General features: G+C 73.0%; 16 protein-coding genes. 8 read left to right on the top strand and 8 right to left on the bottom strand.

The features are described 5' to 3' along the window. The first annotated feature begins 18 nt into the window (after positions 1 to 18). Positions 19 to 1,401, top strand: a complete 1,383-nt coding sequence (locus tag RZ50_RS13720; RefSeq protein WP_196951731.1) for a glycine--tRNA ligase — start codon at positions 19 to 21, stop codon at positions 1,399 to 1,401. Positions 1,402 to 1,503: 102 nt separating this feature from the next. On the opposite strand, the gene RZ50_RS13715 is transcribed toward RZ50_RS13720, so the two are convergent. The 5 genes from RZ50_RS13715 to RZ50_RS13695 all read right to left on the bottom strand — a co-directional run bounded on the left by RZ50_RS13715 (position 1,504) and on the right by RZ50_RS13695 (position 5,530). Next, on the bottom strand, positions 1,504 to 2,613 hold the full coding sequence (locus RZ50_RS13715) for a hypothetical protein (RefSeq protein ID WP_196951732.1): 1,110 nt from the start codon (positions 2,611 to 2,613) through the stop codon (positions 1,504 to 1,506). Between the two features lie 220 nt (positions 2,614 to 2,833). Next, on the bottom strand, positions 2,834 to 3,412 hold the full coding sequence (locus RZ50_RS13710) for an NADAR family protein (RefSeq protein ID WP_196951733.1): 579 nt from the start codon (positions 3,410 to 3,412) through the stop codon (positions 2,834 to 2,836). Between the two features lie 112 nt (positions 3,413 to 3,524). Next, the gene (locus RZ50_RS13705) at positions 3,525 to 3,959 is read right to left on the bottom strand and encodes a type II toxin-antitoxin system VapC family toxin (RefSeq protein ID WP_196951734.1); all 435 of its coding nucleotides are present in this window, start codon (positions 3,957 to 3,959) and stop codon (positions 3,525 to 3,527) included. Then, on the bottom strand, positions 3,956 to 4,249 hold the full coding sequence (locus RZ50_RS13700; RefSeq protein WP_196951735.1) for a type II toxin-antitoxin system Phd/YefM family antitoxin: 294 nt from the start codon (positions 4,247 to 4,249) through the stop codon (positions 3,956 to 3,958). Before RZ50_RS13700 ends, RZ50_RS13705 begins: the two co-directional genes overlap by 4 nt. A gap of 66 nt (positions 4,250 to 4,315) precedes the next feature. After that, positions 4,316 to 5,530: an MFS transporter gene (locus RZ50_RS13695; protein WP_196951736.1), complete on the bottom strand. Its 1,215-nt coding sequence runs from the start codon at positions 5,528 to 5,530 to the stop codon at positions 4,316 to 4,318. Between the two features lie 77 nt (positions 5,531 to 5,607). On the opposite strand from RZ50_RS13695, the gene RZ50_RS13690 reads away from it, so the two are divergent. Both RZ50_RS13690 and RZ50_RS13685 read left to right on the top strand, forming a co-directional pair. Next, on the top strand, positions 5,608 to 6,015 hold the full coding sequence (locus RZ50_RS13690; RefSeq protein WP_196951737.1) for a MerR family transcriptional regulator: 408 nt from the start codon (positions 5,608 to 5,610) through the stop codon (positions 6,013 to 6,015). A gap of 34 nt (positions 6,016 to 6,049) precedes the next feature. Next, positions 6,050 to 6,847 carry an alpha/beta fold hydrolase gene (locus RZ50_RS13685; RefSeq protein ID WP_196951738.1) on the top strand — a complete coding sequence of 266 codons (798 nt, stop codon included), beginning with the start codon at positions 6,050 to 6,052 and terminating at the stop codon, positions 6,845 to 6,847. Between the two features lie 125 nt (positions 6,848 to 6,972). On the opposite strand, the gene RZ50_RS13680 is transcribed toward RZ50_RS13685, so the two are convergent. Next, on the bottom strand, positions 6,973 to 8,427 hold the full coding sequence (locus tag RZ50_RS13680) for an MFS transporter (protein WP_374199916.1): 1,455 nt from the start codon (positions 8,425 to 8,427) through the stop codon (positions 6,973 to 6,975). 101 nt (positions 8,428 to 8,528) lie between these two features. Between RZ50_RS13680 and RZ50_RS13675 the strand changes: the two genes are divergently transcribed. Then, positions 8,529 to 9,413: a helix-turn-helix transcriptional regulator gene (locus tag RZ50_RS13675; RefSeq protein ID WP_196951739.1), complete on the top strand. Its 885-nt coding sequence runs from the start codon at positions 8,529 to 8,531 to the stop codon at positions 9,411 to 9,413. Here the strand turns inward: RZ50_RS13675 and RZ50_RS13670 are convergent. Together RZ50_RS13670 and RZ50_RS13665 are read right to left on the bottom strand one after the other, a co-directional pair. Beyond that, positions 9,410 to 9,796, bottom strand: a complete 387-nt coding sequence (locus RZ50_RS13670; protein ID WP_196951740.1) for a hypothetical protein — start codon at positions 9,794 to 9,796, stop codon at positions 9,410 to 9,412. The genes RZ50_RS13675 and RZ50_RS13670 overlap by 4 nt on opposite strands. Next, positions 9,793 to 10,341 carry a hypothetical protein gene (locus tag RZ50_RS13665; protein ID WP_217680532.1) on the bottom strand — a complete coding sequence of 183 codons (549 nt, stop codon included), beginning with the start codon at positions 10,339 to 10,341 and terminating at the stop codon, positions 9,793 to 9,795. The genes RZ50_RS13670 and RZ50_RS13665 overlap by 4 nt, the downstream gene beginning before the upstream one ends. Positions 10,342 to 10,581: 240 nt before the next feature. On the opposite strand from RZ50_RS13665, the gene RZ50_RS13660 reads away from it, so the two are divergent. The 4 genes from RZ50_RS13660 (at position 10,582) to dusB (ending at position 14,393) form a co-directional block, all read left to right on the top strand. Next, a complete protein-coding gene (locus RZ50_RS13660; RefSeq protein WP_254802475.1) occupies positions 10,582 to 11,703 on the top strand; it encodes a sensor histidine kinase in 1,122 nt (373 codons plus the stop codon). Next, positions 11,691 to 12,335 carry a response regulator transcription factor gene (locus RZ50_RS13655; protein ID WP_196948539.1) on the top strand — a complete coding sequence of 215 codons (645 nt, stop codon included), beginning with the start codon at positions 11,691 to 11,693 and terminating at the stop codon, positions 12,333 to 12,335. The genes RZ50_RS13660 and RZ50_RS13655 overlap by 13 nt, the downstream gene beginning before the upstream one ends. Before the next feature lie 2 nt (positions 12,336 to 12,337). Continuing rightward, positions 12,338 to 13,111 (top strand): DUF4097 family beta strand repeat-containing protein, encoded by a 774-nt coding sequence (locus RZ50_RS13650; protein ID WP_196948538.1) that lies wholly within the window; start codon positions 12,338 to 12,340, stop codon positions 13,109 to 13,111. Between the two features lie 112 nt (positions 13,112 to 13,223). Next, positions 13,224 to 14,393 carry a tRNA dihydrouridine synthase DusB gene (dusB, locus tag RZ50_RS13645; RefSeq protein WP_196948537.1) on the top strand — a complete coding sequence of 390 codons (1,170 nt, stop codon included), beginning with the start codon at positions 13,224 to 13,226 and terminating at the stop codon, positions 14,391 to 14,393. Positions 14,394 to 14,738: the final 345 nt, after the last annotated feature.

Raw genomic sequence — 14,738 nt, 5'->3', positions numbered from 1 at the left:
CGTACTGAAGAGAGCACTGTGGCCGCCGACAAGATCGACACGATCGTCAGCCTGAGCAAGCGCCGTGGCTTCGTCTACCCCTGCAGCGAGATCTACGGCGGCACGCGTGCCGCCTGGGACTACGGGCCGCTGGGCGTCGAGCTCAAGGAGAACATCAAGCGCCAGTGGTGGCGTGCGATGGTGCAGGCCCGTGAGGACGTCGTCGGACTCGACTCGTCGGTGATCCTCGCCCGCGAGGTCTGGGAGGCCTCCGGCCACGTCGCCACCTTCAACGACCCGCTGACCGAGTGCCTCTCCTGCCACAAGCGCCACCGGGCCGACCACCTGGAGGAGAAGTACGAGGCCAAGCACGGCTTCCCGCCGCCGAACGGTCTCAAGGGCGTCAACTGCCCCGACTGCGGCACCAAGGGCCAGTTCACCGAGCCCAAGGACTTCTCGGGCATGCTGAAGACCCACCTCGGCGTCACCGAGGAGGCGAGCGGCCTGGCGTTCCTGCGTCCGGAGACCGCGCAGGGCATCTTCACCAACTTCGCGGCCGTCCAGACCACTTCGCGCAAGAAGCCGCCGTTCGGCATCGCCCAGACCGGCAAGAGCTTCCGCAACGAGATCACCCCCGGCAACTTCATCTTCCGCACGCGCGAGTTCGAGCAGATGGAGATGGAGTTCTTCGTCAAGCCGGGCGAGGACGAGCAGTGGCACGAGTACTGGCTCCAGCAGCGCTGGGACTGGTACGTCGACCTCGGCCTGCGCACCGAGAACATGCGCTTCTTCGAGCACCCGAAGGAGAAGCTCTCCCACTACGCCAAGCGCACGGTGGACATCGAGTACCGCTTCAACTTCGGCGGTTCCGAGTTCTCGGAGCTGGAGGGCGTCGCCAACCGCACCGACTACGACCTGACGGTGCACAGCAACGCCTCCGGCCGGGACCTGCGGTACTTCGACCAGGAGTCCGGCGAGCGGTACTTCCCGTACGTCATCGAGCCGGCGGCCGGCCTCAACCGCGCCATGCTGGCCTTCCTGCTCGACGCCTACTTCGAGGACGAGGCGCCGAACGCCAAGGGCGTCATGGAGAAGCGCGTCGGCATGCGGCTCGACCCGCGCCTGGCCCCGGTCAAGGTCGCCGTCCTGCCGCTGTCGCGCAACGCCGACCTCTCCCCGAAGGCCCGCGGCCTGGCCGCCGACCTGCGCACCGCCTGGAACGTCGAGTTCGACGACGCCGGTGCCATCGGCAAGCGCTACCGCCGCCAGGACGAGATCGGCACGCCGTTCTGCGTCACCGTCGACTTCGACACCCTTGAGGACAACGCGGTGACCGTCCGCGACCGCGACACCATGTCGCAGGAGCGCGTCTCGCTCGACCAGGTGAAGGCCTACCTGGGCGCGCGCCTGATCGGCTGCTGAGGCCGGACCCGGCTTCCGGGAGCCCTCGTTCGCCCCTTCAGCGGGGCGGGCGGGGGCTCCCTGCTGTCGGGGGCCCTTCAGGGCCTGTCTTCGAACACCCTTCTAGCGCCTTCCCCAGCGGGAGCGGGGCGCCGCGGGCGGGTCGGTCGGGAGGCCCTCGGTGCGGAGGGTGGCGAGGGTGGTGCGGTGCCGGGCCTCGTCGGTGCGCAGGGCGGCGAGCAGCTGCCCGTAGAGCTCGGGGCTGCCGTCCAGGGCGGCGGCCAGGCGGACCAGTTCGACCGGCGGGCGCAGGGCGGCCAGCTCGTGCAGCAGCAGGGCGGCGAGGGCGGGCGGCAGGTCGGCGGCGAGGACGGCGAGGTCGGCGGTCGGGCGGCCGGCCGCCTGGCGCAGCAGGGTGCGCACGTCGGCGGAGCGGTCGTGCTGCTGGAGGCAGGCGGCGAGGGAGGTCAGCTCGGGCGTCGGGGCCGAACCCCACTCCCAGAGCAGCGTGGCGCCGTCGGCGTTCTGCCCGGCCCGCTCCAGTGCCGCGAGCAGGCCGGGGACGGCGGCCGCCGGGTAGGCCCAGAAGGCGTGGAACAGCTCCGCGGCCTCCTCGGCCAGTCCCAGTTCGCGCAGCTGGGCCAGGACGGCGACGGCCTGGTCGGGGGCGAGGTGGGCGGCGGTCCTGGCGAGGTGGAGGGAGACTCCGGTCGGGCCGTGCTCGGCGAGCATGCCGACCAGCAGTGCGGCGTCGGCGGGGGCGAGGCGGGCGGCGGCCTGGTTCAGCAGTTCCTCGGCCTCGGGGAGCGCGCCGGCGCGGTGGAGGGCGGTGATCCGCCCGGTGAGGGCTCCGAGGTCGGGGCGGGCGGGTGGCGGCGGTGGTGGTGACTGCCGTGGCTGGGGGTGCGTCCTCGGACGGGGCTGGGGCTGGGGCTGTGGGTGCTGCCCGTGCCGGAGTCTGAGCTCCAACTCCTCCAGCTGGTCGCTGAGTTGGAGGCAGCGGGTGCTCAGCCCCTCGCGGAGGGCACGGGCCTGGGCGAGCTGCCGCAGGAGGTCCCCGTCCGGGCGCTGGCGGCCCGGGGTCGCGCGAATCGCCTCGTTCAGTCGCCGTTCGCGTTGGGTCGCGTAGCGGCTCGCGAGGAGCAACTCGTCCAGTTCTGACCGGAGTTCGGCGGCCCGTTGCTCGCCTTCCGGCGGCTGGCCTGCGGAATCCGTCGTTGGCCGCATGCGCATGATCGCCCCAACCTGTCCATCCAGACCCTGACTGCGGGACATCCTGGCGTCGTTATGTGGCCGGGGAGTTAAGAGCGCACGACCAGTCGTGCCCGAGTGGTGTCAAGGAGCGCGCAGAGGGCGGTTGTTGTGCGAAGTGCGCCGGTCGCGCTCCGTGGCGGGGCCGCCTAGCGGCGCGGGCGGGAAGCGACCCGCGCCGTGGCGTGGCCGGCGCCCGGCCTCATGGGGCCAGCCGGGCCCGGGCCTCCATCAGTGCGAAGCCGAGCAGGTTCAACCCCCGCCACTCCAGGGGGCGTTCGGCCCGGATGTCGTCCGCGGCGAGCCCGATGCCCCAGACCCGGTCCAGCGGGCTGGCCTCCACCAGCACTCGCCTGCCGGTGCTCAGCAGGTAGTCGCGCAGGGCGTCGTCCTGGCCGAACTTCGCGACGTTGCCCTCGACGACCAGCTCGAACCGGCCCGCCGCCCAGGCCTGTTCGTCGAAGCCCTGGACCAGTCGGCCCAGTTTCTTCGCCTCGGCGGGCGTGCGGGCCTCCAGGACGCGCCGCTCGATGGCCGTGTCCCCGAACATCCGGGCCTTCCCGGCCATCATCCAGTGCTCGGCGGAGGCGTACGTCACCCCGTCGACGGTGAAGTGCCCGGGCCACCACTGGCTCAGGCACTCCTGCCGGGTGCCGCCGCCCTTGCGGGCGGTGTGCCCCCAGAACATCACCCACTTCGGCCGCGCACCGGCGGCCATCAGGGCCGCCAGCTCCTCACGGCTGCGGACGTCGGCAAGGTCCCCCACGCGGTGCTCGCTCATATCGTCATTCTGACACGAACCCCTGGCGGGGGCTCAAGGGGTTTTCGGACGGTCGGCCGTCCTCACCGCAGAAGTCGGGACGGACGTCCAGGGCGGCGAGACTGACGGGCGATCATGCCTGGATGTCGCCGGGCTCGGTGCCCGGCACCGAGCCCGGCGAGACCACCGGCAGGTCGCGCTCATCGGCTGACTCGCGGAGGCGCTTGTCGTACGTGACGAAGGCGGTGAGTGAGTGTTCCAGGTGCTCGGCGCTGGCGAGGTGAAGGGCGTCGAGCGTTCGTAGATGCCGGGTGGGGAGCTGGCTGGCGGCCCGGAGGATCGGGTCGGAGAGCCGGATGCGGAGCATGCGGTCGAGCAGGTCGGCCGAGGCGTCCAGCACCTTCTGCGGCGCGCCGATCCTGATGAGTGCGCGGGGTACCTCGACCTGGGTCAGTGCGCTGGTCGCATGGCCTTCGGAGCCGTGGGAGGAGAGGAAGGTGCGGAGTGCTGCGGACTCGTTCTCCGGGATCAGAAGTTTCAGGACCGCGCACGAGTCGAGGTAGATCAACGGTCTTCCTCCTCGCGCATGGCGTGCAGGGCGTCAGCGGCCGACGGGAGCCGGACGTCGATCGTGGGCGGAGTCCAATCGGCCAGCCCACGTGCGGTGGCGGCGTTCTCCGGGTCGATGGTGCCGTCGCGAACAAGGTCCTCCAGCACCCGTTGTTCGGGGTCGGGCGGCGTCAGTACGGCGATCAGCCGCCCATTGCGGGTGATCTCGACGCGCTCGCCGGCCGCGACCCGGTCGATCAACTCGCTGGCGTGTTGCTGGAGCTGCCGGATGGGAACTCTGGCTGTCATACGACTCACGGTAGAGCGGATCGTGCGGCGATTGCGAAGAACGTGCGTCGATTTCACGCGAACGTGTCAGCGCCGCTCGGGGAACCCGTGGCGGCGGGCGGTGGCCGCGACGGTCAGGGCGAGGGCCAGCAGCGCCAGGGCCGACCAGGGCAGCGAGTCCGGGCCGGTGTGGTCGAGGAGGAGGCCGCCGGCGAACCCGGCGGCGGCGATGCCGAGGTTCCAGCAGGTGACCAGGAGGGACTGCGCGAGGTCGGCGGCCGTGCCCGCGGTGTCGGCGACGGCGGTCTGCAGCAGGGTGGCGGCGCCGCCGAAGCCGAGGCCCCAGATCGCGGCGGCGCCGTAGACGGGCCAGGGCGCCGAGGTGAGCAGGGCGGCGGCGAGGACGGCGGCGGCGACGGCGAGGAGCCCGCAGGCGGCGAGGGTCAGGGTGCGCAGGTGCCGGTCGATCAGCGCCCCGGTGCCGAGGATGCTGACCAGCGAGGACAGGCCGAGGACCAGCAGCACGGTGTCGGTCCGCCCACCGAGGCCCAGCGGTTCGATCAGTGCGGCGATGTAGGTGTAGAGGAGGTTGTGGGCGAGGACGAAGGTCGCGGTGACGCCCAGGACGGCGATCACGCCCGGGATCCGGAACACCCGGCGCAGTGGCGGCCGGTCGTGCTCGGGGCGACCGGGGACGGCCGGGACGGCGGCGGCGATCCACCCCACCAGTCCCGCCGCGATGAGGCTCATCAGTCCGAAGGTGAGCCGCCAGCCGGCGACCCCGGCGAGCAGGGTGCCGGCCGGCACCCCCACCGACAGGGCGACCGTCGCGCCGCCCATCGCCACCGCCATCGCCCGTCCGCGCTGTTCGGGCGCGACGATGCTCCGGGAGTATCCGGCGAGCAGCGCCCAGAGCAGCCCGGCGACCAGGCCGGCCGCGAAGCGCGCGACCATGGTGAGCGGGAAGTTCCCCGAGACCGCCGTCACGGCGTTGGCCACGGTGAAGCCGGCGACGGCCAGGAGCAGCAGCCGCTTGCGCGGCCAGCCGGCGGTGGCGGTGGTGAGCGGGATGGCGGCGGCGATGGAGCCGACCGCGTAGAGGGTGACGGACTGTCCGGCGCCGGACTGGCTGACGCCGAGGTCGGTGCTCATGGCGGGCAGGACCCCGGCGGGCAGGGCCTCGGTCATCAGGGTGACGAATCCGGCGGTGCTCATGGCCAGCAGGGCGGGCCAGGGGAGCCGGGGCGGGCGGGGCGCGGTCGCCACCGCGGGGGAGGGGGAGGGGAGCTCATGGGTCGACATGTGGCCGATCGTTTATCCTTGACACACGTGTCAAGGTCCAGTCGGATCGGCCCCGGCCCGGACGTGAGGGTGGTCACATGCGGATCGGCGAACTCGCCCAGCTGACGGAGACCACTCCGCGCCTTCTGCGCTACTACGAGAAGCAGGGGCTGATCAGCCCGCGGCGCGCGGCCAACGGCTACCGCGACTACGACGACTACCTGGTGGACCGGGTGCTCCAGATCCGCGGCCTGCTCGATTCGGGCCTGCCCACCCGGATCATCAAGCAGATCCTGCCCTGCCTGGGCACCCCTCGGACGATCCACTTCGCCGACGCCACACCGGAGATGCTCGCCACCCTGGAGTCCGAGACGGAGCGGATGACCCGCCGGATCGAGTGCCTGACTCACAACCGGGACGCCATCCGGGAGTACCTGGGTGTGGTCAAGAGCCTCTCCGAGCCGGTCCGGGAGCCGGTGGCCCGGGTGTTCGAACCTTCCGCTTGACCTTGTCACCGGTGTCACGGTGGACGCTGCTGCCATGACCGATTCCGCCATCCGGCACACCGCATTCGGGGACGGCACCCCGCTCGTCCTGATCCACGGCTACACCGTCGACCACCGCGTCCTGTTCCCGCTCGAACCCGTCTTCGCCGACCGCCCCGGCTGGCAGCGCCTCTACCTCGACCTCCCCGGCCACGGCGCCAGCCCGCGCCTGCCCGGCCCCACCTCGGCGGAGGCCCTGGCCGAGGCCGTCTTCGCCTGGATCGACGCCGAGCTGGGCACCCGCCCCTTCGCCGTGGTCGGCCAGTCCTTCGGCGGGCAGCTGGCCCGGGCGGTGACCGCCCGTTACGGGGAGCAGGTGCTGGGCTCGGCCCTGCTGGCGCCGGTGGTGGCCTGGTACGACGACCGGACCCTGCCCGCACAGACCGTGGTCGAACGCGATCAGGAGCTGCTCGACCGCCTCCCGGCCGCCGAGCGCGAGCTGTTCGAGTACATCACGGCCCGTCTGGACAAGCGGAGTTGGGAACTCGTCGAGCAGTACGTCCTGCCGGGCTGGCGGGTCCACGACCGGGCGGCCGCCGCCGAGCTGGAGGCCGCGTTCATGCTGCCGCACTGGCCCGAGCGGCAGGCGCCGGAGCACCGCGGTCGCCACCTGCTGGTCACCACCCGGCAGGACGCCCTGGTGGGCTGGCGCGACCAGCTCGCCCTGCTCGACCACTACCCCCGGTTGGCGGCGACGGTGCTCGACGGCGTCGGCCACAACCCGCAGGTGGAGAGCGCGGAGGCGGTCCGCGGCCTGTTCGGCGCCTGGCTCGACGAACTCGCGCGCCCGTAAGGCCCGTTGCGCGCGTAGAGCCGGTTGCGGCCGAAGGCCGTCGCGGTGAAGGGGAGCAGGAGGCCTCGCGATCGGACGGAACCGATCGCGAGGCCGTTCGCCGTGGTGCCCCGTGGGGCCGGGGCTCAGCCGATGGAGCGGGGAAGGCGGGTGGTCAGGTACAGGATGGTGAAGGAGCCCACCATCTGGATGCCCAGGCACAGGGCGAGCGCGCGGCCCATGCCGAGACCGGGGGAGACCGACAGGTACAGGGTGCCGAGGGTGGCGACGCCGAGGGCCAGGCTGGCCTGCTGGCTGGTGGCGAGGACGCCGCTGCCGACGCCGGCCCGGGCGGCGGGCACCTTGGAGAGGACGACCCGGAACAGCGGGGTGCCGATCAGGCCCTGCCCGATGCCCGCGAGGGCGACACCGGGGGCCATCCGCAGCGCGGAGAAGTGGGCCGAGTCGGCGAGGACGGTCAGCGCGATGGCGGCGAGCCCGACGGCCTGGACGGCGGCACCGGCGCTGAGCACCCGGCTGCCCCAGCGGCCGATCAGCCGCGGGCTGGACAGCGAGGCGGCGAAGTAGCCGACAGCCATCGGAACCAGTGCCCAGCCGGCCGCGACCACGCCGAGCCGCAGGCCCTGCTGGAGGGCGACGGCGATGACGAACATGAAGCCGCCGAAGCCCGCGAAGTAGGGGAGCGCGATGCCGAGGCCGCGCCGCATCTCGGGGATCCGCAGCAGGGTCGGCGGCACCAGCGGGGTGTCCCCGCGCCGCTCGGCGCGCCGCTCGACCAGGGCGAAGGTGACGGCCAGCACCGGGAACAGCGCCAGCAGCGCCCAGGACCAGAGCGGCCAGCCGGCCGCGTGGCCCTCCATCAGCGGGATGAGCAGTGCCAGCAGCGTGGCGGTGAGCAGTACGGTGCCGGGCACGTCCACCCGGGCGGCCCGGGCGGCCCGGCTCTCCGGGACGTACCGGACGGCCAGCACCACGGCGAGCAGGGCGAACGGGACGTTCAGCAGGAAGATCGAGCGCCAGCCGGTGCCGAACAGGTCGGCGGCGACCAGCATTCCGCCGAGCACCTGGCCGATCACCACGGAGATCCCGCCGACCGCGCCGTAGATGCTGAGCGCCCGGCCGCGCCGGGCGCCGTCGGTGGCGGCGGTGATGGTGCCGAGCACCTGCGGGATCAGCAGCGCGGCCGAGGCGCCCTGGGCGGCCCGGGCGGCGACCAGGGACCACGCGCCGGGGGCGAGGCCGCAGGCCAGCGAGGTGAGGGCGAAGGCGGCGGCCCCGGCGACGAAGAGCCGGCGGCGGCCGAAGATGTCGCCGAGCCGCCCGCCGAGGACGAGCAGGACGGCGAAGGCGATGCCGTAGCCGGCGGCGACGAGCTCCAGGACGGCCGGTCCGGCCGCCAGGTCCCGGTCGATGGTGGGCAGGGCGACGTTGACGATGAAGAAGTCGAGCATCGGCAGGAAGGCCCCGAGCAGCACGGTGACCAGCCCGGCGGTGCCGAGGGAGGGGGTGCGGGGAGCGGCTGGAGCGGTGGGGGCGGCGGTTCGGATCGGGGTGGGGGCGACGGCGAGTTGTTGGGTCACGGATCCCACGATCCGCCGCCCCTCAGCCTGGTACCAGAGTGTGGTTATCCAGGTATAAGAAGTACCTGGCAACAGGCTGCGGGCTGCCGCATGCTGGGAGCATGAGCCTCGCCACCTCCACGGCACAAGCCCGCCCCGCCTCCGCCGGGCAGCGCTGCAGCACCCCCGACGAAGCCCGCCGGCACGACCTGGCGGCGTTCCTGCGCAGCCGCCGCGAGCGCATCGCGCCCGATCAGGTGGGCCTGCCGATGACCGGCCGCCGCCGTACGCCCGGCCTGCGCCGGGAGGAGGTGGCGCAGCTCGCCGCGGTCGGGGTGACCTGGTACACGTGGTTGGAGCAGGGGCGGGACATCCAGGTGTCCGTCCAGGTGCTGGACGCGGTGGCCCGGGCGCTGCTCATGGACCCGAGCGAGCGGGCGCACCTGTTCACCCTGGCCGGCGCGGAGGACCCGGCGCCGGTGACGGAGTCCCCCTCGGTGACCCCGAGCGTGCGCCTGGTGCTGGAACAACTGGCGCCGTACCCGGCCGTGGTGGTCAACTCCCGCTACGAGATCCTGGCGTACAACCCGCAGTACGCCGCGATCATCGGCGACCTGGACCAACTGGCGCCCGAGGACCGGAACCTGATGTGGCTGGCGTTCAACGCCTCGCACTTCCGCGAGGTGCTGGTCGACTACCGCACGGAGCGCCTCGGCATGGTGGCCCGGTTCCGTTCCGCGATGGCGGACCACAGCGCGGAACCGGCCTGGAAGGCACTGCTGGCCCGGCTGCGCAAGGCGTCACCGGACTTCGAGGAGGTCTGGCAGCGGCACGAGGTGATGTGGCCGGGCAACGGGATCAAGCGCTTCCAGGTGCCGGGCGTCGGCCTGCTGCGCTGCGAGTACACCAACTTCTGGCTCGGCCCCCGCCTCGGCACCCGCATGATCAGCTACACGCCGCTGGACGAGGAGACCCGGGCGCTGATGGACCGGCTGCCGACGGGCTAGCCCGGTATCGCGGCGGCCTGCCGCCCGAGCAGCAGGCAGACCGCCGCGAGCGGCAGCTCGATGCAGAACGCCATCACCAGGGCGGCGAGCACCGCGTGCCCCGGGCCGGCGAAGGTGATGTCGACCAGGGCGTCCCCGGCGAGCAGCAGGGCCACCGCCCCGCCCGCCCACAGGGCGGCGGCACTGCGCCGGCGCAGCAGCGCGTCCAGCGAGAGCAGGGCGGCGAACTCCGCCATGTCCAGCACCACCCACGAGGTCTCGTGGCTGACGGCCAGGACGGCCAGCCAGGGCAGCAGCGCGACGGCGGCCAGGGCGGGCACCTTCCGGAACCGCTCGGGCAGGACGAACGCGGGCACGGCGGAGGAGAGGACGGCGGTGCTCATGCCGCACCCCCGGCCGGCGGCGTGACCCGGCGCTCCCGCACCCGCTCCAGCGGCAGCCGTTCGGCCGGCCCGCCCGACGGGTGCTCGACCAGCACCGTGTCGAACGGGCCGGCGGCCGCGGCGAGCCAGAACCGCCCGGCCACCGTGACCACGTCGGCCGCGGCGGCCGCGCGGACCGAACGGAACAGCCGCCGCCCGCCGGTGAACACCACCGAGGGCGCCGCGCCGTCCGCCGCCAGCCGGCCCCAGACGAGCACGTGCCAGCCCCGCCCGGCGGACGGGCTGCGCCGGGCGCCGCGCACCAGCTGCGGCATGAGCCGGGACGTGACCAGGACGTCCGTCAGCTCGCCGTGCTGGTACAGCTCCAGTGCGGCCCGGCCGCGGCCGGACCCGACGCTGCGGACCGACCAGGGCCCGGCCCCGGCCGGCAGCGTCCCCTCCGGCCCCGGCGCCGGGCGGAGCGCGCCCCCGGGAACACCCCCGTGGTCCCCGGGGACGGGCCGCCCGTGCGGCGGAGTGGCGGAGTGCGATGCGGTGCTCGTCATGCTCCCAAGCCTTCCGCCGCGAGGGGGTCGCTGTCGGTGGTGCCCCACACCGAATCAGGGGTGTAGCTAGATACACCCCCAGACGGAACCCCCCTTCATGGTGGCCGTTGATCACCGGCCCCTACGCTGTCCGGCATGCCCTCCACCACGTTGCGCCGAGCACTCGTCAGGAGCCTGCGGCGACCTCCGTGGTCGGCCGAGGCCTGGCGGGATACCCGTTTCACGGGCGCCGGAATACCCATGGCCCTGCCGGTCTGGCTGGCCGTCACCGATACCAGGCTGCTCCTCCCCGTCCTCGCGATCCTGCTGTGCTGCACCCGCCCGCTGACCGCCGTCCAGCGCGGCCGGCTGCGCGCCCTGTACGGGGTCGAGGTGCCGCCGCCCCCGCGCCCCGGGGACTCCCCGAGCCGGCTGCTGGGCCGGCTGCGCCTGGTCCTGACCTGGCGTCAGGCCGCCTACCACCTGGTGGTCGGCCCACTGCTCGCGCTGGGCGCGCTGGCGATGGCGTACGTGTGGGGCGCGGCCCTGGTGCTGACCACGGTGTACGGCTGGATCTGGCTGATGCCGCCGACCGTCGACCTGCGCGGGAACTGGCCCGCCATGGTGTCGTTCACGGTCAGCGGCCTGCTGCTGGCGGTCGTGTCCCCGTGGCTGGCGGCGCTGATGGCCTGGCTGGAGGTGTGGGCGGCACGGCTGCTGCTCGGCCCCAACCGGGCGGAGCGGCTGGAGCAGCGGGTCGAGGAGATCGCCGAGAGCCGGGCCGGCCTGGTCGACGCGGTGGACGCCGAGCGCCGCCGGATCGAGCGCGACCTGCACGACGGTGCCCAGCAGCGCCTCACCTCCCTGGCGATGAACCTGGGCCTGGCCCGGCGCACCCTCAAGGACGTGTCGCCCGAGGCGATGCAGGTGATCGTGGAGGCGCACGAGGAGGCCCAGGCGGCCATCGACGAGCTGCGCGACCTGGTCCGCGGTCTGCACCCGGCCGTCCTGGAGGACCGCGGCCTGGACGCCGCGCTGTCCGGCATCGCCGCCCGCGCCCCGCTGCCGGTGCGCCTGGACGTCGAGCTGTCCGAGCCGATCGCCCCGACCGTCGAGGCGGTCGCCTACTTCACCGTCTCCGAGGCGCTCACCAACGTCGCCAAGCACGCCCGCGCCAAGAGCTGCGACGTGTCGGTGCGGACGGTCGGCGGCCGGCTGCGCCTGGTCATCGGCGACGACGGTGTGGGCGGCGCGGACGCCTCGCGCGGCACCGGGCTCACCGGTCTGCGCAAGCGCGCCGCCTCGGTCGACGGCACGCTGTCCGTTCTCAGCCCCCTCGGGGGCCCCACCACCATCACCGTGGAGTTGCCGTGCGCGCTGTGATCGCCGAGGACTCGGTCCTGCTGAGGGTCGGCCTGGTCAAGGTCCTGGAGGCGGTGGGCTTCGAGGTCGTGGCCGCCGTCGGGGACGCCGAGGAGCTGCTGTCCGCCGTCGAGGAGCACCACCCGGACGTGGTGGTCGCGGACGTCCGGATGCCTCCGGGCTTCCACGACGAGGGCGTCAAGGCCGCGATGATCATCCGGCGGCAGTGGCCGGAGGTCGCCGTGCTGCTGCTCTCCCAGTTCGTCGAGGAGCGCTACGCCGCCGACCTGCTGGCCACCAACACCAGCGGCGTCGGCTACCTGCTCAAGCAGCGGGTGGCCAATGTGGACGATTTCGTGGACGCGCTCCAGCGAGTCGCCGAGGGCGGCACCGCGCTGGACCCGGAGGTGGTGGCCCAGCTGCTGGTGCGCCGCCACCGGGACCCGCTGGAGAAGCTGACCCCGCGCGAGCGGGACGTGCTGTCCCTGATGGCGGAGGGCCGTTCCAACGCGGCTATCGCGGCCTCCCTGGTGGTCAGCGACAGCGCGGTGGCCAAGCACATCAACTCGATCTTCACCAAGCTCGACCTCCCCCCGGCCGACGACAGCCACCGCCGGGTGATGGCGGTGCTGCGGTTCCTGGAGGTCGGGTAGCCATGGGCGGGGCGAAGGCCTGGCGGGTCACCGGGACGCTCGCGGTCGTCCTGGTCATGCTCGTCGCGGGGTTGCAGACCTGGTCGCTGATGGTGCAGCAGCAGACCAGCTCGGCCAGGGCGTACGACGTCGCGGTCCACCGGGTCGAGCTGGAGACCGGCAGCGCCTCGGTGCGGTTGCGCGCGGGCCGGGAGGGCCATGTGGCGGTGCGCGAGCGGCTGGACTGGATGATGCGCAAGCCGGTGGTGTCGACCACCTTCGCCGACGGCGTGCTCACCGTCGGGATGCGCTGCCGACAGGTGCTGCCGTTCGCCGACTTCGGCTGCGGCGCCGAGATCGAGCTGGAGGTGCCGGCCGCGGCCGAGGTGACCGGGTCGGTGAGCTCCGGTTCGGTCTCCGTGGAGGGCCTGAGCGGGAGCGTGCGGCTCCAGCTGACCTCCGGAGAGCTGTCGCTGGTGGACACCTCGGGGGAGGTGTGGGCGCAGGCCACCTCCGGGCAGGTGCGGGGCAGCAACCTGAGCGCCCCGCGGGTGACCACGCGGGCCACCTCGGGCGCGGTGGAGCTGTCCTTCGCCAAGGCACCGCACACGGTGGACGTCCGGGCCACCTCCGGCTCGGTGATCATGGCCGTGCCGAAGGACAGCCGCTACGCCTTCTCCACCGACGTCGGCAGCGGCAGCGGCCGGATCGACCCGGTGCTGGCGGACTCCAGCAGCCCGGACACCATCCGCGCCGAGGTCACCTCGGGCTCGCTCGACATCGGCCCGTCGTCCTAGCGGGGCGGCGGGGAGGGGCCCCTCCGCGGGGCCGTTCCGGCCGAGCCGAAAGCCGCTCACCCGGGTGGGGGACAATGGAGAGTCCCGTCCCCCTACCCGAGGTCAGCCGCGCATGACAGCCACGCCCGCACCCACCGCGCCCGAGACCGAGTTCGCGCCGCTGGACATCGGCCCGATCCGGGTGTGGCCGCCCGTCGTGCTGGCGCCGATGGCCGGCATCACCAACGCGCCCTTCCGCACCCTCTGCCGCGAGCAGAGCGGCGGCAAGGGGCTGTACGTCTCGGAGATGATCACCACCCGGGCGCTGGTCGAGCGCAACGCCAAGACCATGCAGCTGATCAAGTTCGATCCGAGCGAGAAGCCGCGTTCGATCCAGCTGTACGGGGTGGACCCGGTGACCGTCGGCAAGGCCGCCCGGATGATCTCCGAGGAGGGCCTGGCCGACCACATCGACCTCAACTTCGGCTGTCCCGTCCCCAAGGTCACCCGCAAGGGCGGCGGCTCGGCGCTGCCGTACAAGCGCAACCTGCTGCGCGAGATCCTGCGCGAGGCGGTGGCCAACGCGGGCGACCTGCCGGTGACCATGAAGATGCGCAAGGGCATCGACGACGACCACCTCACCTACCTGGACGCCGGCCGGATCGGCGCCGAGGAGGGCGTGGCGGCGATCGCGCTGCACGGGCGCACCGCCGCCCAGCACTACGGCGGGACGGCCGACTGGTCGGCGATCGCCCGGCTGCGCGAGTCCGTTCCGGCGCACGTCCCGGTGCTGGGCAACGGGGACATCTGGTCGGCCGACGACGCGCTGCGGATGGTGCGCGAGACCGGCTGCGACGGCGTCGTGGTGGGCCGCGGCTGCCTGGGCCGGCCGTGGCTGTTCCGGGACCTGGTCTCGATCTTCGAGGGCGACGTCGACTACGCCCGCCCCGACTTCGGCTACGTGGCCCGGGCGATGGTGCGCCACGCGCAGCTGCTCGGCGAGTGGCTGGGGGACGAGGCGCGCGGGGTGATCGACTTCCGCAAGCACGTCGCCTGGTACACCAAGGGCTTCTCGGTCGGCTCCGAGCTGCGGGTGAAGCTGGCGAGCTCCTCCTCGCTGGCCGAGCTGGCCGAAACCCTCGACCAGGTCGAGCAGACCCAGGCCTGGCCGGTCGGCGCGGACGGCCCGCGCGGGCGCACCAGCGGCAACAACCGGGTGGTCCTGCCGGAGGGCTGGTTGGACGATCCGTACGACTGCGCCCGGCCGGGTGTGGACGCCGAATCGGACACCTCTGGCGGATGATCTGGCCATAGTGGCGAAATAGGCCCTGGGGGCCCGATCGCCACCCGGTCCTGGCCCTCTTGTCCATCCTGGACAGGAGGGCTCCTTTTTGGCGCTCGACTGTCACACTGTGAAGTCGAGTGTGGACGGATTGCGACGTTCGGTCGGGGCGGGCCGCGTCCGGCCCGTGGGATGCGCTGGTGACGCTTGCCACATACGGTGGAGGCTGATGGCCGGCCAGTGGACGAAATGGACAGGTCGGCTGTGAATCGCTTCCCGAAGTCGATCGGGTGCCGATCGCCCGATCCGGGTGCAGGAAATCAAGCCGGGGCAACGCGACGGTCCCGCGGTCGCTACCCAGCGTCC

The sequence above is a fragment of the Kitasatospora sp. SUK 42 genome, from assembly GCF_015776785.2.
GTDB lineage: Bacteria > Actinomycetota > Actinomycetes > Streptomycetales > Streptomycetaceae > Kitasatospora.
The sequence above is the reverse complement of the archived record's forward strand: the minus strand, read 5'-3'. Positions and strand labels throughout refer to the sequence as shown.